We start from the raw sequence: 19,758 nt of genomic DNA, 5'->3' as shown, positions 1-19,758 counted from the left end.
GGGGCCGATCCCGCGATGCAAAAGGTTTTCCGCCCATGTCCTTCGATCCAGCCACGCTCACCTTTTCCGCCGACGGGCTGATCCCCGCCATCGCCCAGGACGCGACCAGCGGCGAGGTGCTGATGATGGCCTGGATGAACGCCGCCTCGGTCGCGCGCACGCTGGAGACCGGGCGGGTGACCTACTGGTCGCGCTCGCGCCAGTCCTACTGGGTCAAGGGCGAAAGCTCGGGCCACGTACAGAAACTGGTGGATTTCCGGATCGATTGCGACCGCGACTGCCTGCTGGTGCTGGTCGACCAGACCGGCCCGGCCTGCCACACCAACCGGCGCAGCTGTTTCTACACCGCCGTGCGCGACGGCGAAGAGGTCGAGTTGATGAAACCGATGGAGGGCTGAGACTGGCGCGCATCGCCGCCTTTTTCTGGCTGAAAATACTCCGGGGGCGCGCGCAGCGCGGGGGGCAGCGCCCCCATCCAGGGCTCAGCCCAGCCCGACCATCCGCCGGATGTCCTCTGGCGTCGCCCCCTCGGAGCGATACTTCGAGATCGCCCGTGCATCGTCGCGCTTGGCCAGCCGTTTGCCCGCCGCGTCGCGGATCAGCCGGTGATGGTGATAGGTCGGCGTCGGCAGGCCCAGCAGGTGCTGCAACAGCACGTGGATCTGTGTCGCCCCGAACAGGTCCTCGCCCCGCACCACATGGGTGATTCCCTGGTCGGCGTCATCGACCACCACCGATAGGTGGTAGGAGCCGCCCATTTGCCGCCGCATCAGCACGATATCTCCCACCGCGCGGCACAGGTGATCGCGGCTCAACGCGTGATGACCGGAATGCGCCGGGCCGGTCTCGGTGAACCCCAGCGCGGGCAGGGCGTGCGTGGCCCTTTCCATGTTCAGGCGGATCACGTCCCCTGGCCCGGCGTCTGCCATCGGCCGGCTGCGGCAGGTGCCGGGATAGATCCGCCCATCGGGGCCGAATTTCGGCACGCCCTCCTGCGGGGCGCCCGCAGCGGCCTCGATATCGCCCCGGCGGCAGCGGCAGGGATAGCTGAGCCCGATCGCCGCCAGCCGGTCCAGCGCGGCGCCATAACGCGCCATCCGGTCAGACTGGCGCATCACCGGTTCAGGCCAGCGCAGCCCCAGCCAGCGCAGGTCGTCATAGATCTGAGCCTCCCACTGCGGGCGGGCGCGGCTCTGGTCGATGTCCTCGATGCGCAGCAGGTAACGTCCCTGCGTCGCGCGCGCCATGTCATTGGCCAGCAGCGCCGAATAGGCATGGCCCAGGTGCAGCGGCCCGGTGGGCGAGGGGGCGAACCGGGTGGTGAAACTCACGTTTTGGCGATCACATAGACCGTGGCGCCCAACCCGATGCCGGGCAGGTGCGGCCCATGTTCCCGGAACAGCAACTCTGCCTTTCCGGCGCCGAGATAGCTGTCGATCTTGTCCTCGTACTCTGGCTCGGCCAGCGCGTGGTCGTTGAAGGAAAACATCAGCCGCCCGCCAGGGGAAAGTGCCACCATCAGCGTGTCAAAGATCGAAACCGGGGCGGCGCCCGCGCCGATTACCCCCGCCGCGCAGATCGCGCCATAGCCGCCCCGCGACAGCGGCGCGCCCGCCTCGATCACGTCGAGCCTGCGATAGAGATCCTTTTCGCGGGCCACCTCCAGCATGTCGGGCGAAAGGTCAACGCCGTCGATCGCGGTGAACCCGACGGCGTTTAGCGCCTGGCCGGACAGACCCGTGCCGCAGCCGAAATCGAGGATCGGCGCGGAGAGGTCGGGCACATGCGCCGCCAGCGCCGCAGCACAGCGCGCCGGCGTGGCATAGCCGTTGCGCGTCAGCTCGTCCTCATAACTCGCCGCCCAGTCGTCATAAAGGCGCCGGGTGCTCTCGGCATCGCGCGCGTCATAGACCTTGTCTAGATAGCTTTCGTCGCTCATGCCCGCAGCCTAGAGCGGCAGCTTGGCCCACGCAACCGGCCCTGCTCAGACCGCCGCGCCCAGCCAGTCGGCCCAGTCGGCCTTGGCCCGGTCGGTATAGGCCTTGTAGCGGTCCTTGCGCCCGCGACGGCCGCCCTTGAGCCCTTCGACCGGCGGGAACAGCCCGAAGTTCACGTTCATCGGCTGAAAGGTCTTGGCCTCGGCACCGCCGCTGATGTGGGTGATCAGCGCGCCGGTGGCGGTGGTGCCCGGCGGCGGTGTCAGCGCGCGGCCCTGGATCTCGGCCGCCGCCAGCCGCCCCGCCAGAAGCCCCATCGCGGCGCTTTCGACATAGCCCTCGACGCCGGTGATCTGCCCGGCAAAGCGGATGTTCGGCTTTGATTTCAGCCGCATCTGCCCGTCCAGCAGGGTCGGGGAATTGAGGAAGGTGTTGCGGTGAATGCCCCCCAGCCGGGCAAAGCGGGCCTGCTCCAGCCCCGGGATCATCCGCAGAACCTCCGTTTGGCTCCCGTATTTCATCTTGGTCTGAAAGCCCACGATGTTGAACAGCGTGCCCAGCTTGTTGTCGCGGCGCAGTTGCACTACCGCATGCGCCTTCACATCGGGCTGGTGCGGGTTGGTCAGGCCCACGGGCTTCATCGGTCCGTGGCGCAGGGTCTCGCGGCCGCGTTCGGCCATCACCTCGATCGGCAGGCAGCCGTCGAAATATGGGGTGGGTACGGGGGAAGACGTCTCTTCGCCCACGTGAAACTCGGTCTTGTCGGCGGCCAGCAGTGCGTCGATGAAGGCCTCGTACTGGCCCTTGTCCATCGGGCAGTTCAGGTAGGCGGTGCGTTCCTCCTCCGTCTCGCCCTTGTCATAGCGCGACTGCATCCACGCCTTGGACATGTCGATGCTCTCGGCATAGACGATCGGGGCGATGGCGTCGAAAAACGCCAGCGCCTCGGCCCCGGTCTCGGCCTGGAGCGCCCGGCCCAGCCCGGCCGAGGTCAGCGGCCCGGTGGCGATGATCCACTGGCCGTCGTCGGGCAGGCTGTCGATTTCCTCATAACTAACCGAGATGCGCGGATGCGCCACCAGCCGCGCTGTCACGGCCTCGGCAAAGGGATCGCGATCGACCGCCAGCGCGCCGCCGGCGGGCAGCCGGTGCGCGTCCGCTGTTGCCATGATCAGCCCGTTCGCCGCCCGCATTTCCCAATGCAGCAGCCCGACCGCGTTCTGTTCGCTGTCGTCGGAGCGGAAGGAATTGGAACAGACCATCTCGGCCAGCATGCCGGTCCGGTGGGCAAAGGTTTCGATCTTGGGGCGCATCTCGTGGATGACCACGTCGATGCCCGCCTGCGCCGCCTGCCAGGCGGCCTCGGACCCGGCCATGCCGCCGCCCACGATATGTAATGTCTCGCTCATGCGCTGCCAGATAAGGCAGCGGCGGGCGCGGTGCAACGACAGACTGTCAGGAGAATAGGAGCCACGCCCCGGAGCCGCCGCAGCAAGGGAATCGACCGGGATGAGAATCCGGCCTGGAGGGACCCTCCTTCGGCGGCGGCTCGAGACGAGGCGTCACGAAAACTGTGCCATAACTCAACCACAAAGAGAAGCGGAGCTTTGGAAACAGTGCGGAGAGTTTTCGAAACATTCGTTTCGATGTTTACTGGGACCAGTCGGGCGGACGCTTGTCGAGAAAGGCCGCGATCCCCTCTTCGGTGTCGCGGTAGAGCATGTTTTCCACCATCACCGACCCGGCATAGGCATAGGCTTCTGCGATCGGCATCTGCGCCTGCTCGTAAAACGCCTGCTTGCCGATCCGCACCGCCGCGCCCAGCTTGCCGGCCAGTTTCGCCGCCAGCGCGGCGGTCTCCGCCTCCAGGTCCTCGGGCGCCACGGCGCGGTTCACAAGGCCCAGCTCGCGGGCGCGGTCGGCCTCGATGAATTCCCCGGTGCTCAGCATTTCAAAGGCGTGCTTGCGCGGGATGTTGCGGCTTAGCGCGACCATCGGCGTCGAACAGAACAGCCCGATGTTCACCCCGTTGACGCCGAACCGCGTGCCCTGTGCCGCCACTGCCATGTCGCAGCTGGCCACCAATTGGCAGCCGGCGGCGGTGGCGATTCCATGCACCCGCGCGATCACCGGCTGCGGCAGGGTCTGGATCGACAGCATCATTTTCGAACAGCGTTCGAACAGATCCTTGAAATAGGCCTTGCCGCCATCCTCGGCCTGCCGTCCCGCCGTCATCTCCTTGAGGTCGTGGCCGGCGCAGAAGGCCTTGCCTTCGCCCGACAGGATCACCGCGCGGATGTCTTTATCGTCCTTTAGCGCGTCGAACTGGGATTGCAGCGCCGCGATCATCTCGTCCGAGAGCGCGTTCAGCCGCTCCGGCGCGTTCATATGCAGATGTGCCACCGCACCCGTGCCGCTACGTTCCAGAATTGTCATCTTGCCCTCCCATTGGATGTTGAGGCAACTCTAGGGCCAAGCCAGCGGGAGGAAAAGCATGTCTCTGGTCCTGAACAAAGAAGACCTGGCCGAATACCTGGCGCAGGTCTTTCCCCAGATCCGCGACGATTTCGCCATCGACGCGCTGACCGAGGACACCATCACCATGCGGCTTCTCACCCGCGAGCGGCACCTGCGCCCCGGCGGCACGGTGTCGGGGCCCTCGATGTTCGCCCTGGCCGATGTTTCGGTCTACGCGATGGTGCTGGCGCGGATTGGCCGCCAGGCGCTGGCGGTGACCACGAATTGTTCGCTCGACTTCATGCGCAAGCCCGAATCGGGGCGCGACGTGATCGCGCACTGCCGTCTGCTCAAGCTCGGTCGCATGCTCGCTGTCTGCGACGTTCTGATGGCCTCCGAGGGCAGCGATAAACCGGTGGCCCGCGCGAGCCTGACCTATTCGATCCCGCCGCGCTGAACGACGCCGGGCGGTTCGTACAGAACGGCCCGAAAACTCCCCGATCCTGTATTGATACAATATGCTCGCCGTGGTCGGCTTGCCTGCGGCAATAAAGATACTTTCAGGGTACAGGTTTGATTTGTATCAAGGCTTTTCACCGTTTTGTCGCGCAAGGTAGAACAAAAGATGCATGAGGACACGCCATGAGCGACACAACCGCATCCGGCACCGCGCCGGAAGACACCGATTTTCACCGTCTGGCGCATTTCCCGATCACCTTTTTCGCCATCGTGATGGGGTTGATGGGGCTGGTGCTGGCGCTTCACAGCGCGCATGAGGTTCTGCCCTGGGTCGAGCCCCTGGTCACGGTCGCACTGTTTTTCGGCGTTGCCGTCTTTGCGGTCATAGCGCTGTTTTACGTGGCGAAGATCCTGCGCCACCGCGATGCGGTGCTGTGGGAATGGAACCATCCGGTGCGACTGGCCTTCTTTCCGGCGATGTCGATCTCGCTGCTGCTGATGGCGGTCGCCTGCTATGCGAACTATCCGCAGGCCTCCCACGCACTCTGGGCGGTGGGGACAATCGCGCAGGGTGTGCTGACCGTCGCCGTGGTCTCCGGCTGGATCAGTCACCGGTCCTTCGAGGTCGGTCACCTGACGCCCGCTTGGTTCATCCCCGCCGTGGGCAACATCATCGTTCCCGTCGTCGGCGTGCGGCTGGGCTACCCGGAGATCTCCTGGCTGTTCTTCTCCGGCGGGCTGGTGTTCTGGATCGTGCTGCTGACGCTGGTGATGAACCGGATGGTCTTTCACAATCCGATTCCGGCCCGGCTGTTTCCGACGCTCCTGATCCTGATTGCGCCGCCGGCTGTCGGTTTCATCTCGTATATTCAACTTGTTGGGAAAATCGACCCCTTTGGGCACATCCTGATGAACACGACCTATGTCTTTGCCGCGCTGATCCTGGTCCAGGTGCCGAAGCTGCTCAAGCTGCCCTTCGCGTTGAGCTGGTGGGCGCTGTCCTTTCCGGTCGCCGCGCTGACCATCGCCTCCTTCGTCTATGCCCGCCTGACCGGGTCCGGAGTCTATCAGACCGTCGGTCTGATCGGTCTGACGGTCCTTGCGGTCATCATCGCGGGTCTGCTGGCGCGTACCGTGATTGCGATCGGCCGACACGAGATCTGTCAGCCGGAATAACGGCGCGGAACAAAAAACGCCGGGGCAGTGCCCCGGCGAGGAAGAGGTCCGTTTCCGGACGGGGATTCAGGTCAGCCTTGCCAGAACGTACGCCCGGCCTCTTTGCGGGCCTCGGCCGCGGTCAGGCCGATATCGGCGAGCATATGCGGCTCCAACTCGCTCAGCCGGTTGCGTGTACGGCGGCGCATGATCCAGACGCCCAGCACGGTCACCAGACGCACACCACGTGCGATCCGGCGCTGGCCAGAGGCGAGGGGGCTGGGATAACCGTTGTGCAGGACGCGTGACATTTGGGCACCTTTTGAATTGTATTGATACGAAGTGTTAGTCTCGATACAAGTATGGATACAATACGACCCTTCAAGGGGTCAAAGGAAAGATTGTCATGGATACAATATTGGCCGGCGCCCTCTCCGAAACCAAAGGGCCCAAATACAGGGCCGTCGCCGACCGCATCCGGGCGGGAATCGGGTCCGGGCAGCTTGCGGTGGGCGAAAGGCTGCTGCCGGTGCGCGAACTGGCCTATCAGTTGGGGATCACCCCCGGAACGGTCGCGCGCGCCTATACGTTGTTGACCGAAGAGGGTGTGCTTCAGGCCGAGGTGGGGCGCGGCACCTTTGTCGCCGGCCCCGAGCCCGAGGAGGTCTCGACGCTGGTGGCGGACGTGGCGCCGCACGGATCGGAAGGGGGCGACGGGCATCACGTCAACCTGTTCGCGCCACATCTGCCGCAGGTGGGGCAGGCCGCACTGATCCGCAAGCTGCTGGCCGAGGTGGCGCAGGATCCGCCATCGGGGCTGATGCATTACCCCAGCCAGACCGCCGAACGCCCGGTCCGCGCGGCGGCGGCGGAGTGGCTGCAGGGAATGCCGATCGGCCCGGTGCGGGAGGACGATGTTGTGCTTGCAAACGGCGGGCAGAATGCGGTGGTGCTGATCCTGAGCGCGGTACTGCGGGGGCGGCGCCCGACGGTTCTGGTGGAGGAACTGGCCTAGCCGGGGGTCCGCCGCGCGGCGGAACTGCTGCGCGCCGATGTGGTGCCGGTGGCGATGGATGAACACGGGCTTATTCCGGAGGCACTCGAGGCGGCGGCGCGCGGGCACGACGCGCAGATTGTCTGCACCTCGCCCGAGGCGCACAACCCGACCCTGCTGGCCACGCTGGAGCCGCGCCGGAGGGCGCTGGTGGCGGCGGCGCGGCGGGCCGATCTGCAGATCCTTGAGGATAACTGTTACGTCAGCGGCGCCCATGTGGCGGCAAGCTATCGGGTGCTGGCGCCGGAACGGACATGGTATGTCTCGTCGATTTCCAAGAGCGTGTCGCCGTCCCTGCGGCTGGGCTTCGGTCTGGCGCCCGAGGGGCAGGTGGGGCGGCTGCGGAGGGTGGCCGAGCAAAGCTTCTTCGGGCTCGCCACACCGATTTCCGACCTGGGGGCCAAGCTGCTGGTGCATCCTGATCTACCGGGGCTGGAGCAGAAGATGTTGCAGCGCATCGGCGAATACGTTCAGGTCGCGGTCAATACGCTGGGGGTCTACAATCTGGCATGGCGCGCCGACCTGCCGTTCATGTGGCTGACCCTGCCACAGGGGTGGCGTGCCGGTGCCTTTTGCCAGGCCGCCGAGGCGCGCGGGGTAAGGGTGCGCTCGTCGGAGGATTTCACGTTGCGCAGCGCGCGTGTGCCGCACGCGGTACGCATGGCGGTCAATGCCGGTGTCAGCCTCGCCACCTTCGACAGCGCGATGACCCGCCTGCGCGACCTGCTGGACAACCCGCCGGAGCAGATCAGCGTGTGAGACGTGGGGTAAAATGATACCTATTTTTTAAACTATTGTTTTAACGCATTAAATTGGATCGTATTGCCGTTGACCTGCGCGCGGCGCTTCCATATACCCCGTCCATCGAATTCCGGCGGCGCCATCTGGCCCGTCGTTCACGACTAAACGGGACCGATCCGATGAAAACCTTTTCTGCGACCCCTGCAGAGATCGAGAAGAAATGGATCCTGATCGACGCCGAGGGCGTCGTTCTGGGCCGCCTTGCCTCGATCATCGCCACGCGTCTGCGTGGCAAGCACAAAGCCACCTTCACGCCGCACATGGACATGGGCGACAATGTCATCGTCATCAATGCCGACAAGGTGCAGATGACCGGCAAGAAGCGCGAAGAAAACTTCTACTGGCACACCGGGCATCCGGGCGGCATCAAGTCGCGCACCAAGCAGCAGATCCTCGAGGGTGCACACCCCGAGCGCGTTGTGATCCAAGCCGTCAAGCGCATGCTGCCGGGCAACCGCCTGTCGCGCCAGCTGATGACCAACCTGCGCATCTATGCCGGCACCGACCACCCGCACGAGGCCCAGAGCCCCGAAGTTCTGGATGTCAAATCCATGAACAAGAAAAACACCCGGAGCTGAAACAGATGGCTGATCAGATCAACACTCTCGAAGAGCTGAGCGCCGTCGCAGGCGTGGAACCCGTGGCCGAACAGATCATCGTGCGCGAGTCCGTGCGTGACGAGTTCGGTCGCTCCTATGCCACCGGCAAGCGGAAAGATGCGGTTGCCCGCGTCTGGATCAAGCCGGGCTCCGGCAAGGTCATCGTGAACGGCAAGGAAATGAAAACCTATTTCGCCCGTCCGGTGCTGCAGATGATCCTGCGTCAACCGTTCACCGTGGCCGGTGTCGAGGACCAGTTCGACGTCATGGCGACGGTCAAGGGCGGTGGCCTGTCCGGCCAAGCCGGTGCAGTCAAGCATGGCATCTCCAAGGCGCTGCAACTGTATGACCCGAGCCTGCGCGGTGCGCTCAAGGCTGCTGGCTTCCTGACCCGCGACAGCCGCGTGGTGGAACGCAAGAAATTCGGCAAGCGCAAGGCGCGCCGGAGCTTCCAGTTCTCCAAGCGTTAATCGCTGGCGATACCCAAACGAAAAGGCCGCGCGGTTGCGCGGCCTTTTTTGTGTCCGGTCCGCGCCTATGCGTCCGGTTCGATCAGCCCCAGCCCACGCAGGTAGATGCCGATTCCGGTCTCCAGCAGATCCTCGGGCGAAAACGGCGCGGTGGCCCCGGCGTTGCGGGCGTAAAGCTCGACCACGCCGTGGCTCAGCGCCCAGATATGGGCGCTGAACATCGAAGCGGGCGGGCGTTTGCTCTCCGGGATATGCTCGGAGAGATTGGCGGCGGCCTTTTCCAGAACGCCGCGCGCCCGGGCCGAGGCGGCGGCCAGCTCCGGCGTGCGGTTTACTGAGATGCCGCTTTCGAACATGGCGATGTAATGGCCGGGATGTTTGCGCGCAAAGGCGAGATAGGCCCGTCCGGTGGCCTCGAAGGCGGCAAGTGCCGAGGGCTGCCCCTTGTCAAAGGCATATTGCATCAGGTCGGCGAACATCTCGAACCCCTGGCGCGCCGCCTCGGCGATCAGATCCTCGCGCCCGGCGAAATGGCGATAGACCGCCGCCGGGGTGACGCCCGCCGTCTTGGCCGCCTCCGACAGGGTAAAGCCGGTCGGCCCCTTGGCCTCGATCAGCTTGAGCGCGCCCTCTATCAGCGCCTGACGCAGGTTGCCGTGGTGATACCCGCGTTTAGCCATCCCAGATGTCCGGCCCGCCACAGACCGAAAGATCGGGTGTTCCCAGCGCCTTTGGGTCCTTGTGATCGTAGTCCAGGGCCAGCAGCACATGGCGGATCGCCTCGATCCGGGCCCGGCGCTTGTCGTCGGAGCGGATCACGGTCCAGGGCGCGCGTTCAGTATGGCTACGCGTGAGGGTCTCATTGATGGCCTCGGAATAAGCCTCCCAGCGCGACAGCCCTTTGACGTCGATCTCGCTGAGTTTCCAGTGTTTCAGCGGGTCGCGCTCGCGGTCGAGGACCCGGCGCAACTGTTCGGCCCGGCCGACGTTCAGCCAAAACTTGAACAGGTGAATCCCGTCATCGACCAGCGCCTGTTCAAAGGGGCGTACCTGGCGAAAGAAGCGTTCGCGCTCACCCTCGGTGCAGAACCCGAAAACCTTTTCGACCACGCCGCGATTGTACCAACTGCGGTCGAAAAACACGATCTCACCGGCGGTCGGCAAATGGTCGATGTAGCGCTGGAAATACCATTGGCCGCGCTCGGCCTCGGTGGGTTTGGGCAGGGCCACCACGCGGGCGCCGCGCGGGTTGAGGTATTCGCGGAACCGCTTGATCGTCCCGCCCTTGCCAGCGGCATCGCGCCCCTCGAACACGGCAACGATGCGCGCTCCGCTTTCCTTGGCCCAGGACTGCATCTTGACCAGTTCGATCTGCAACGCCTCCAGATCGCGCTCGTAGGTCTTCTTGCCCAGCCGTTCCGAGTGCGGATAGGCCGGGGTCAGGATATCGTCCTTGTCGGCCCGGCGGATCGTCTTGCGTATGTCATCGGGCGCCTCGTGATCAAAGAACCGGGTGATTGCGCCGTCAAACGGGAGGTCCATGCGCCTGCCTTTCAAATTCCAGTTTCTCTCTATATGTAATGTTAATCAGCTTAACGCAAACCCGCCGAATGCGGCGGGTCGCGGGCGCCGCGCCGTTCAGCCCCTCAGGTCAGAGGATTCCAGGCCGATCCTGTCGATGTCGAAGGGCGTGGTGGCGTAGATTTCGCTGATCCAGTTGCCATAGAGAAGATGCGCATGGCCGCGCCAGCGGTTCAGCGGCGTTCGCGACGGGTCGTCATCGGGATAGTAGTTGACCGGCACCTTGACGGCCGTGCCGGTCCTGGCGTCGCGGTCGTATTCCTGCTTGAGCGTGTCGCTGTCGTACTCGAAGTGGTTGAAGACATAGAGCGCGCGATGGCCTTGATCCTCGACCAGGCAGGGGCCGACCGCGTCGCTGCGCAGCAGGGTGGTCAGCGCGGGCCTGGCGTCCAGTTCCGGCTGCCGAATCTCGGTCCAGCGGCTGACCGGCACGACAAGGTCGTCGGAGAAGCCCCGCAGGAACGGCGAGGCCGGCGCAAGGTTGCGGTGGCGAAAACAGCCAAAGGCCTTGTGATCGAGCAGGTGTTTCTCGACCCCGTGGAAATGGTTGATCATCGCCATCGCGCCCCAGCAGACGCCAAAGGTGGAATGCACGTTGGTCTGGGTCCACTCGAACACCTCGCGCAATTCGTCCCAATAGGTGACATCGCCGAAATCCAGGTGTTCGATCGGGGCGCCGGTGATGATCAGCCCGTCGTATTTCTGGTCCTTCACCTCGTTGAACGGATGGTAGAACTCTTCCATGTGCTCGGACGAGGTGGTCTTGCTCTCGTGATCGGACATCCGGATCAGCGAGAACTCGATCTGCAGCGGCGTCGCGCCGATCAGCCGGGCGAACTGCGTCTCGGTCTGGATCTTCTTGGGCATGAGATTGAGAAGCCCGATCTTCAGCGGGCGGATATCCTGACGGGCCGCCTGTTCCTCGGACATGACCAGGACGCCCTCGCGTGTGAGGACATCGTAGGCGGGCAGGTCGGATGGGATTTTGATGGGCATGTCGAAGATCATTCCTTTTTCTCCCGCTAGATAATCCGAGCCTGCGGCGGTGCCAAGCCGTCCGTCCCGGGTTGCGGGTCTTGATATCGGTCTCTGCGCCGGGATTCACGGACCGCGTCCGAAAAAAGTACGGAAACGACATCAGAAAGGTCGTTTTTGTTCGTTTTTCGCCGCCATGCCATGGAATCAAACGGTTTCGTGATCGCGCGCGCGTCAAGCCGCGCTCACCCGGACAACGGCTGCCGTTCCCGGGTGGCAATGGGGCAGGGGGCCGTCGCTTAGCCGCGCGCGGCAATCGCCCCGGCGATCAGTTCGTCGAAATCGCCCGCGTCGCGAAGCGCCGCGATCTGGTCGGCAGTGACCGTGAGACCCCAGTTGCGCGCCATCGCGGCATAGCGCGGCTGGCGATGCGCCATCGCCTGGGCATAGGTCCAGCGAATGAAGTCGTCCGGGTCGACCCGGGCCTCGTCCACGCCCTTCTGGTCGAGGTAGGCGGACCAGGCGGTGTCGCGGAATTCCGGCTGATAGGACATCGGCTTGGGCGCGCGGTCGAAGCGACGGATCAGCGCCTCGGTATGGGCGTCGTCCCCCTTGATCCAGACCATCAGCGTATGGCGGTCCAATTCGCTCAGCACCGGGTCCCTGGGATTCTCGGGATCGACCCATTCGCAGATCGAGCCGCCGGTGTCGCAGATGAAATTGGGATAGCCGTAAAGGCGTTCGGCGCGGTCGATGAAATACTCGGTGTCCAGCAGCGCGTGGATCTCGGCCAGGCGGAACTGCTCCTGCCGGCGGCGGTATTCGATGATCGGCAGCCCGCCCCTGGCCGGGTCGCCGGGCTTGCCCAGGTAGGTCGAGACCGGGGTGAGATTGTCGAAACTGATGTTCGAGCCGATATAGATCGAATCCGACAGCAGCAGATCGCGCAGGAAGGGCACCTTCATCGCCTCGGCCTTGGCGTTGTCGGTGATGTATTCGCCCATGTAGCGGGTGCCGATGCGGTAATCGATGCTGTAGTGGAACCAGTCGCCCGCCGCGCGCAGCATGTTGCTGACATGGGTCTTGCCGAGGCCCGACATGCCAAAGAACAGAACCCGCTTGCGCGGCGCCGCGCGCCAGTCGTCCGCCGAAGTGTAAAGCATGGTTCCTCGATCCCTTTTGCCCTTGCTAGCGGCGGGGCGCGGGGGGGTCAATCGCGGCGCCGTCCGATCCATCCGTTGAGAACCACAAGACCCAGAGCGAGCAGGGCGAATCCGGCGAAGGCCCGGGGTGTCAGTTCCTCGCCCAGCACCAGCGCGCCCAGCACGATTGCCACCGGCGGGATGATCAGCGTGACCAGCATCAGGTTCCCGGACCCGGCCATCCCCAGCACCCGGTAATAGAGCAGATAGGCCCCGGCCGTCGCGGCCAGCGCGTAATAGCCGATGGCGGCCCAGGTCACCGGTCGCAGCGCGAGCGTCACCGGGCCGTCGATCATCAGGGTGGCCGGCAGCAGGATCAGGGTGGAGCCGGTCAGCATCCCCGCCGCTGCCACCTGCGGCGCCAGCCCGCCCAGGCGTGCCCGCGCCCAAGCGCTTGCCAGCGCGTAGCTCAGTGTGCCGCCCAAGACGGCAAGCTGGGCGAGGCTGCGCGGGTCGAACTCGGTCAGCCTCCCGGCGCCGATCGCCAGGGTCACACCGGAAAAGCCAAGCCCGACGCCGATGGCCTTGCGCCAGGTCAGCCGTTCGTCGGCAAAGACCAGGGCGGCCACCAGCACCCCGAAGATTGCCGTGGTCGCGTTCAGGATCGCGGTCAGGCCGGATTCGATGTGGAGTTGGCCCCAGGTCATCAGGCCAAAGGGGATCACGTTGTTCATTAGCCCCATCACCAGGAACCCGGCCCAGACCTTCGGGTCACGCGGCACCGGCAGGCGCATCGCGATAACCACGACCCAGAGCACCAGCATGGCCCAGAATACCCGGTGCAGCACCGCAGTCAGCACCGGGATCTCGTCCAGTGCGATGCGCAGGGTCAGAAAGGACGCGCCCCAGATCAGGCCAAGCAGGAAAAGCTCGCCCCAGGCGCGGGGGGAAATGGATTTTTGTGCGTTCATGGCGCCAGTTACCCGCCCGCCGTCAAGTCAGACGACCCGGAACTTGCGGGTTTCGGCCAGGATGTTGAGATAGTTGCCAGCAAAGATTACCGCCGCACCGACAAAGACCCAGATCTCCAGCGGTTCAGCATAGAGGATCATGCCGACAATGGCGATGGTGGGCAGACGGACGAAGTCGATCGGCATCACCACCGTGGCCGGCGCGATCGAGAGCGCATTGGTGATGCAGAAATGGGCCAGGAGCCCGCCCAGCGCGATCACCACCAGCCAGGGCAGGGAGGTGGCATCGGGCAGCGCGACATCGCCGTCGAACCCGGCGGCCACGGCCCCGAAAACAAGCTGCAGCAGGGTCAGCCAGAACATGATGTTCGCCACGCTGTGGCGCCGCGTGAGTTTCTTGGTCAGCATGTTGGTGAAGGCAAAGAACAGGGCCGCGCCGGCCGCCGCCAACAGCCCGATGTTCAGCGTCTCGGCGCTGGGGCGGGCGACGATCAGGATGCCGGCAAACCCGATCAGCGCCGCCAAGACCCGGGTCGGGGTCAGCCGTTCGCCCAGCACCAGCGGCGACAGCACCACCACCCAGAGCGGCGCGGTGAACTCCAGCGCAAAGACCTGCGCCAGCGGGATCAGGGTGACCGCCAGCAACCAGAGATTCTGACCGGCGAAATGCACCAGGTTGCGCCCGGCCTGGGTGCCGAAGTCGCGGGTGTTGACCTGGCCCAGCTTGCCGGTCGCCGCCAGGATGACGACCACGATCACGAAGCCCAGAAAGCTGCGATACATCATGATCTCAAAGGTATCGTGGACGCCGCTGACCTCGCGGCCCGAGACCGCCATCGCCGAAAACGACACGATGGCCCCGGTCATCCAGAGTGCGGCGCGGCCGACTCGGGGCGGCGATGTATCCTGCATGTTACGACCTCTCCTCGGCGCGCACCGAACCGCCAAAGCCGGGGGAGGTCAAGCGGGTTTCATCCCGAGGTGGCGGGCGGTGCGGTCAGCCCGCCGCGTGCCTCACTCCCACTCGATGGTGCCCGGCGGTTTCGAGGTCACGTCATAGGTGACGCGGTTGATGCCCTTGACCTCGTTGATGATCCGGGTGGCAGTCTCGCCCAGGAACTCGTGGCTGAAGGGGTAATAATCGGCGGTCATGCCGTCGACGCTGGTGACCGCGCGCAGCGCGCAGGCGAAATCATAGGTGCGCCCGTCGCCCATCACGCCCACCGTGCGCACCGGCAGGATCGCGACGAAGGCCTGCCAGATCTCGTCGTAAAGACCGTGCTTGCGGATCTGGTCGATATAGACGGCGTCGGCCTTGCGCAGGATGTCCAGTTTCTCGCGGGTGATCTCGCCGGGGCAGCGGATCGCCAGACCGGGGCCGGGGAACGGGTGGCGCCCGATGAAGCTGGCCGGCAGGCCCAGCTCGTGGCCCAATGCGCGGACCTCGTCCTTGAAGAGCTCGCGCAGCGGTTCGACCAGTTTCAGCCCCATCTTCTCGGGCAGCCCGCCGACATTGTGGTGCGACTTGATGGTGACCGACGGCCCGCCGGAAAACGAAACCGATTCGATCACGTCGGGATAGAGCGTGCCCTGGGCCAGGAACTTGGCGCCGCCGACCTCGCCGGCATGTTTCTGGAACACGTCGATGAAGAGCTTGCCGATGGTCTTGCGCTTGATCTCGGGGTCGGAGACACCGTCGAGCGCGCCAAGAAACAGCTCCTGCTCGTCGGCATGGATCAGCGGCATGTTGTAATGGTCGCGGAACATGGTCACGACCTCTTCGGCCTCGCCCTGGCGCAACAACCCGTGATCGACAAAGACGCAGGTCAGCTGATCGCCGATCGCCTCGTGGATCAGCACCGCCGCGACCGAGCTGTCGACGCCGCCGGAGAGGCCGCAGATCACCTTGGCATCGCCGACCTGTTCGCGGATCTTGCGGATCGCCTCTTCGCGGTAGGCGTCCATGGTCCAGTCGCCGACAAACCCGGCGAGCCGCACGAAATTCTCGTAAAGCGTCTTGCCGTTCGGGGTGTGGTGGACCTCGGGGTGGAACTGCACCGCGAAGAAATTCCGCTCCAGATCGGCGGTGATGGCAAAGGGCGCGCCCGGCGAGGTGCCGTAGACCTCGAATCCCGGGGCCAGGGCCGAGACGTGATCGCCGTGGCTCATCCAGACCTGCTCGCGGTCCTCCAGGAACCAGCCGAACAGCAGTTCGGTTCGGGCCTCCGTGGGCGAGACATAGGCGCGGCCGAATTCGGCGGTGTGGGATTCGCCAGCCTCCACCTTGCCGCCCAGATCCTGCATCATGACCTGCTGGCCATAGCAGATGCCCAGGATCGGCACGCCCAGATCATAGACCGCCTTCGGCGGCCGGGGCGAGCCTTCGCGCGTCACCGAATCCGGCCCGCCGGAAAAAATCACGGCCTTTGGCGCGAAGGTGTCCAGAAAGCTCTCGGTCACCTTCTGATAGGGGTGGATTTCGCAATACACGTTCAGCTCGCGCAGGCGGCGCGCGATGAGCTGCGTTACCTGGCTGCCGAACTCGATGATGAGGATGCGGTCATGCGCTGTCTGGGTCATGCAGCGGTCGATAGCGCCGCTTCCCGGTTTCCGCAAGTGGCGCCCGCGCACCGGGGCACGCGGGCGCGCGGGGTGTCACCATTCGTAGCTGACGCCGAAGGTCAATTCGTTCTGCGACATGTCCAGCGTCACCGGCTGGCCGAAACCGGGGGTCAGGTTGGCGCCGCTCATCTTGGAGTCCAGCGCATGGGTGTAGGCGCCGGACAGTTCCCAGCCATTCGTCATCTTGTAGCTTGCGCCGATCGAGGCATGCCAGTTGATCGTCGCCGGGGCGAGAACGTTCAGCAAAACCTCGTTCGGCTCGATGAAATCGGTGGCATAGCTTACACCGCCGCGCAGGGTAAGTTGCGAGTTTGCCTGGTAGATGGCGGCGATGCGCACCACGTTCATGTCCTTCCAGCCGAAACCGGGGCCGTTGGCGGCGCCCAGCGGGGTGGCCAGCAGCGCACCGGAATTGGCGATGGCGGCGACATCGTTGTAGAAAATACGCTGAAACTCTGCCGACAGGGTCAGAGCGGAGTTCGACGCCGGCGTATAGGCCGCGCCAAGTGTCGCGGTGGCGGGAATATCGAAATCTCCCTGTTCGGCGTACAGGCCGGAATATTTGGTAAAGGGGTCCATCTCGATCTTGGTGCGGTAGGAGGCTCCGAGGGTCCATTCGGTACTCGGCTGCCACACCAGGCCCAGGTTGGCACCCCAGCCATGCGACCAGTCATCGCCATTGTTGGTCACGCCCGCAGGGTTGCTGGACAGGGGGATAAACGCCTCTAACCCGGTGGCGCTGAACCGTTGCGCCGCGAAGATCGGTGCGAAGCCCAGTGTCAGGCTCTCGTTCACTTCAAAGGAATAGCTGAGAGACATGAACACCTGCTCCAGGTTCACGCCCAGCGGAGAGGAGCCAGCGCCCAACCCCGCGAAGGGATTGCCGATGTACTCGGTGTTCATACCGCCGTTGCCATAGACCAGAAAGCCCAGCGTGCTGCGATCGTTGAGCCGGAAGTTCGCGCCGCCGCAGGGGATCACGAACATGTCGTTTTCGCTGCGATAGCTGCCCGGTGTCAGCGGCGCGGCGCCGCCGATGGTGAACCCGCGATCGGGGGCGAAAAGGCTGATGCAGCCCTCGGCGCCGTTGCCCACCTTGTTGCCAAGGGCCGGGTTCTGTGCCAGCCCGATGACCCCGTTGTCCACAGCGACGCCGGCTCCGGCCATCGCCTTGGATTCCGCGTTGTAACCGTTTGCGAAATAACCGTTCGTGGCATGGGCAGGTGCGCTGAAAGCAAATGCCGCCACAATTGACGCGAACCCGCCGACCGCGATGCGGTCGATCGTTTTTTTTGTTGTCATGTCCCTCTCCCTGAAACGGACCGGCAACTGGTCTGCGAGCCCGTCCTCTCGTTGTTTGCCCGAACGCCCGCGAGGGTATCCGGTGCGCTACAGTATGCAGCCTTCAGGCGTTTCGCATAGGATTTTTTAGATATATGGTGATTCATATGTTTTGTGTGGTGTCCGGGATGTCGCTTTTCCCCCGGATGCGCCGTTATCTTTGCGGGGCAGCGGATGCGGCTGCGCTATCAAACGGGTCAGAACAATCCGGCTGGTCGGGGGATGAAGACATGTCAGAGGCAGTTGCACGGCGCAGGGCGCGGGGTGGCGGTGGCGCCGCCCGGCGGGCAGAGCGGACAGCGGTGCGGATCGAGACGGCGAAGTTCATCGAGCGCAACATCCCGAACTACGAGATCCTCACCGAAGAGGCGCTCGAGATCATCGAAGCCAACGCCGAAACGGTGCTCGAAGAGATTGGGGTGAATTTCGTCAACAATCCCGGCGCGCTGGAACTTTGGCGCGCAGCCGGTGCCGAGATCGAAGGCGAGAGGGTGCGCATCCCGCGCGGGTTGGCGCGCAAGCTGTGCGCGACCGCACCGTCACGCTACACCCAACACGCCCGCAACCCGGAAAAGTCGGTGGAGATCGGCGGCAAGACGCTGGTCTGCGCCCCGGTCTACGGCCCGCCTTTCGTGCGCGATGTCGCCGGCGGCCGTCGCTATGCCACGATGGAGGATTTCCGCAAGTTCGTGAAGCTGGGCTACATGTCGAAATGGTTGCACCATTCCGGCGGCACGGTATGCGAACCCACGGACATTCCGGTCAACAAGCGGCATCTGGACATGCTGCTGGCGCATATGACGCTGAGCGACAAGCCGTTCATGGGGTCGGTCACCGATCCGAGCCGGGCGCAGGACAGCGTCGAGATGTGCGAGATCCTGTTCGGCAAGGACTTCGTGCAGGAGAACACGGTGATGACCTCGCTCATCAACATCAACTCTCCGATGACTTTCGACGACGTGATGATGGGCGCGCTGGAGGTCTATGCCCGCAACAACCAGGCCTGCGTGATCTCGCCCTTCATCGTCGGAGGTGCGATGGCGCCGGTCTCGGTTGCGGGCACTCTGACCCAGGTCCTGGCCGAGGTCCTGGCCGGTATCGCCTACAGCCAGCTGGTCCGCCCCGGTGCGCCGGTGGTGTTCGGCGCCTTCGTTACCTCGATCGACATGAACAGCGGCGCGCCGACCTTTGGCACCCCGGAAGCCAGCCAGATCCTCTATGGCGCCGGCCAGTTGGCGCGGCGGCTGGGGCTACCGTTCCGGTCTGGCGGCGGGCTTTGCGCCTCGAAACTGCCCGATGCGCAAGCCGCCTACGAGACCGCGCATACCCTGAACGCGGCGCTGCTGGGCGGGGTCAACTTCATGCTGCACGCCTGCGGCTGGCTCGAAGGCGGGCTGGTCTCCTCGTTCGAGAAATTCGTGATGGACGCCGATCAGCTTGGCGTTCTGCACAAACTCGCCGCCGGGATCGCGATCGATGCGGACTCCCAGGCGATGGACGCGCTGCGCGAGGTGGGGCCGGGCGGCCACTACCTTGGTTGCGCGCATACCCAGGCCAATTTCAAAACCGCTTTCTGGCGCACCGATCTGCTGGACTACAAGCCGTTCGAAACCTGGGAGGAGCAAGGCGCACGCGACACCCAGGCGCTGGCATCGGCCCGGGTGGCGCATCTGCTCGACGTCTATCAGCAACCACCGCTCGACCCGGCGATAAGCGAGGCGTTGAACGCCTACGTCGCCGACAAGAAGAACTCGATGCCCGACGCCTTCATGTAACCGGGCATGTAACCGGGAAAAGTTTCGGCGCGTCGCACGGCACGCGCAGCAAGTGGGCCTCGCCGACCAGCGCGATCAGAACGTCCAGGTGCCGGACCAGCGAGTATCCGGCATCCTGGGCGTGTCGCAGATCCTCGATCTCGTCCTCGATCTCCATCAGACGCAGCAGCGCCGGCGCCGGATCGGGCAGGCGGCCATAGCCAAGCAGCCGGGGCAGATGCGCCGCGCGGCGATAGTCCCGGGCCCCGATCCGCGCCGCCCGCACCAATAGCCGGGGGCGCCGACGTCGGGCGATCAGGCTGTGGATATCTTGCATCGCGTTTCCTTTCCGTTTGGGGAGAAAGGTACGAGTTTCGCACAACTTTAGAGGGTGTTGCGGGGTTGCAGTGATCGCGCGCAGCTTTCACTTTTGTTTATCT

At 64.6% G+C, this 19,758-nt stretch carries 20 protein-coding genes and 1 pseudogene; 7 read left to right on the top strand and 14 right to left on the bottom strand.

What is annotated here, in order from left to right; genetic code table 11:
* Nucleotides 1-35 precede the first annotated feature (35 nt).
* Nucleotides 36-398 (top strand): phosphoribosyl-AMP cyclohydrolase, encoded by a 363-nt coding sequence (gene hisI, locus P1U75_RS17530; RefSeq protein ID WP_300245516.1) that lies wholly within the window; start codon nucleotides 36-38, stop codon nucleotides 396-398.
* 84 nt (nucleotides 399-482) lie between these two features.
* Here the strand turns inward: hisI and gluQRS are convergent, their stop codons facing one another.
* The 4 genes from gluQRS to P1U75_RS17510 all read right to left on the bottom strand — a co-directional run bounded on the left by gluQRS (nucleotide 483) and on the right by P1U75_RS17510 (nucleotide 4,373).
* A complete protein-coding gene (gene gluQRS / locus P1U75_RS17525; RefSeq protein WP_300245514.1) occupies nucleotides 483-1,331 on the bottom strand; it encodes a tRNA glutamyl-Q(34) synthetase GluQRS in 849 nt (282 codons plus the stop codon).
* Nucleotides 1,328-1,939 carry a methyltransferase domain-containing protein gene (locus tag P1U75_RS17520; RefSeq protein WP_300245512.1) on the bottom strand — a complete coding sequence of 204 codons (612 nt, stop codon included), beginning with the start codon at nucleotides 1,937-1,939 and terminating at the stop codon, nucleotides 1,328-1,330. Before P1U75_RS17520 ends, gluQRS begins: the two co-directional genes overlap by 4 nt.
* Nucleotides 1,940-1,984: 45 nt before the next feature.
* Complete coding sequence (gene trmFO, locus P1U75_RS17515; RefSeq protein WP_300245510.1) at nucleotides 1,985-3,346, bottom strand: methylenetetrahydrofolate--tRNA-(uracil(54)-C(5))-methyltransferase (FADH(2)-oxidizing) TrmFO; 1,362 nt, start codon at nucleotides 3,344-3,346, stop codon at nucleotides 1,985-1,987.
* 241 nt (nucleotides 3,347-3,587) lie between these two features.
* Complete coding sequence (locus tag P1U75_RS17510; RefSeq protein WP_300245508.1) at nucleotides 3,588-4,373, bottom strand: enoyl-CoA hydratase; 786 nt, start codon at nucleotides 4,371-4,373, stop codon at nucleotides 3,588-3,590.
* Nucleotides 4,374-4,431: 58 nt separating this feature from the next.
* Between P1U75_RS17510 and P1U75_RS17505 the strand changes: the two genes are divergently transcribed.
* Nucleotides 4,432-4,851, top strand: a complete 420-nt coding sequence (locus P1U75_RS17505) for a PaaI family thioesterase (protein ID WP_300245506.1) — start codon at nucleotides 4,432-4,434, stop codon at nucleotides 4,849-4,851.
* A 185-nt stretch (nucleotides 4,852-5,036) separates the two neighbouring features.
* Nucleotides 5,037-6,029, top strand: coding sequence for an SLAC1 anion channel family protein (locus P1U75_RS17500; protein WP_300245505.1), 993 nt, complete (start codon nucleotides 5,037-5,039; stop codon nucleotides 6,027-6,029).
* Between the two features lie 71 nt (nucleotides 6,030-6,100).
* On the opposite strand, the gene P1U75_RS17495 is transcribed toward P1U75_RS17500, so the two are convergent.
* Nucleotides 6,101-6,319 carry a DUF1127 domain-containing protein gene (locus P1U75_RS17495; protein ID WP_300245503.1) on the bottom strand — a complete coding sequence of 73 codons (219 nt, stop codon included), beginning with the start codon at nucleotides 6,317-6,319 and terminating at the stop codon, nucleotides 6,101-6,103.
* Nucleotides 6,320-6,414: 95 nt separating this feature from the next.
* Between P1U75_RS17495 and P1U75_RS17490 the strand changes: the two are divergent.
* From P1U75_RS17490 to rpsI, 3 genes and pseudogenes are all read left to right on the top strand, one after another.
* Nucleotides 6,415-7,821: pseudogene (locus P1U75_RS17490) on the top strand (PLP-dependent aminotransferase family protein).
* 161 nt (nucleotides 7,822-7,982) lie between these two features.
* Nucleotides 7,983-8,441, top strand: coding sequence for a 50S ribosomal protein L13 (gene rplM, locus P1U75_RS17485; RefSeq protein ID WP_300245630.1), 459 nt, complete (start codon nucleotides 7,983-7,985; stop codon nucleotides 8,439-8,441).
* Between the two features lie 5 nt (nucleotides 8,442-8,446).
* Complete coding sequence (rpsI, locus tag P1U75_RS17480) at nucleotides 8,447-8,932, top strand: 30S ribosomal protein S9 (RefSeq protein ID WP_300245501.1); 486 nt, start codon at nucleotides 8,447-8,449, stop codon at nucleotides 8,930-8,932.
* A gap of 65 nt (nucleotides 8,933-8,997) precedes the next feature.
* Here rpsI and P1U75_RS17475 read toward each other — a convergent pair whose 3' ends face one another.
* From P1U75_RS17475 to P1U75_RS17440, 8 genes are all read right to left on the bottom strand, one after another.
* On the bottom strand, nucleotides 8,998-9,612 hold the full coding sequence (locus tag P1U75_RS17475; RefSeq protein WP_300245499.1) for a TetR/AcrR family transcriptional regulator: 615 nt from the start codon (nucleotides 9,610-9,612) through the stop codon (nucleotides 8,998-9,000).
* Nucleotides 9,605-10,474 (bottom strand): polyphosphate kinase 2, encoded by an 870-nt coding sequence (gene ppk2 / locus P1U75_RS17470; protein WP_300245497.1) that lies wholly within the window; start codon nucleotides 10,472-10,474, stop codon nucleotides 9,605-9,607. The genes P1U75_RS17475 and ppk2 overlap by 8 nt, the downstream gene beginning before the upstream one ends.
* A gap of 96 nt (nucleotides 10,475-10,570) precedes the next feature.
* A complete protein-coding gene (gene metA / locus P1U75_RS17465; RefSeq protein WP_300245495.1) occupies nucleotides 10,571-11,509 on the bottom strand; it encodes a homoserine O-succinyltransferase in 939 nt (312 codons plus the stop codon).
* A gap of 278 nt (nucleotides 11,510-11,787) precedes the next feature.
* On the bottom strand, nucleotides 11,788-12,651 hold the full coding sequence (locus P1U75_RS17460; RefSeq protein WP_300245493.1) for an ATPase: 864 nt from the start codon (nucleotides 12,649-12,651) through the stop codon (nucleotides 11,788-11,790).
* 47 nt (nucleotides 12,652-12,698) lie between these two features.
* Nucleotides 12,699-13,601 (bottom strand): DMT family transporter, encoded by a 903-nt coding sequence (locus P1U75_RS17455; RefSeq protein WP_300245491.1) that lies wholly within the window; start codon nucleotides 13,599-13,601, stop codon nucleotides 12,699-12,701.
* Between the two features lie 27 nt (nucleotides 13,602-13,628).
* Nucleotides 13,629-14,513 (bottom strand): DMT family transporter, encoded by an 885-nt coding sequence (locus P1U75_RS17450; RefSeq protein WP_300245489.1) that lies wholly within the window; start codon nucleotides 14,511-14,513, stop codon nucleotides 13,629-13,631.
* Between the two features lie 102 nt (nucleotides 14,514-14,615).
* The gene (gene guaA, locus P1U75_RS17445; protein WP_300245487.1) at nucleotides 14,616-16,181 is read right to left on the bottom strand and encodes a glutamine-hydrolyzing GMP synthase; all 1,566 of its coding nucleotides are present in this window, start codon (nucleotides 16,179-16,181) and stop codon (nucleotides 14,616-14,618) included.
* 75 nt (nucleotides 16,182-16,256) lie between these two features.
* Entirely contained in the window at nucleotides 16,257-17,525 is a 1,269-nt protein-coding gene (locus P1U75_RS17440; protein WP_300245486.1) for an outer membrane protein transport protein, read from the bottom strand.
* 269 nt (nucleotides 17,526-17,794) lie between these two features.
* Here P1U75_RS17440 and P1U75_RS17435 point away from each other — a divergent pair, with 269 nt between their 5' ends.
* Entirely contained in the window at nucleotides 17,795-19,339 is a 1,545-nt protein-coding gene (locus P1U75_RS17435) for a trimethylamine methyltransferase family protein (protein ID WP_300245484.1), read from the top strand.
* On the opposite strand, the gene P1U75_RS17430 is transcribed toward P1U75_RS17435, so the two are convergent.
* Nucleotides 19,332-19,655, bottom strand: coding sequence for a DUF6477 family protein (locus P1U75_RS17430; protein WP_300245481.1), 324 nt, complete (start codon nucleotides 19,653-19,655; stop codon nucleotides 19,332-19,334). The genes P1U75_RS17435 and P1U75_RS17430 overlap by 8 nt on opposite strands.
* Between the last annotated feature and the right edge of the window lie 103 nt (nucleotides 19,656-19,758).

Origin of the sequence: Antarcticimicrobium sp. (assembly GCF_029212575.1) — a bacterium.
In the GTDB taxonomy this organism is placed as follows: domain Bacteria; phylum Pseudomonadota; class Alphaproteobacteria; order Rhodobacterales; family Rhodobacteraceae; genus Antarcticimicrobium.
Note: the sequence above shows the minus strand (reverse complement) of the source record. Positions and strands in the feature narration are given on the sequence as shown.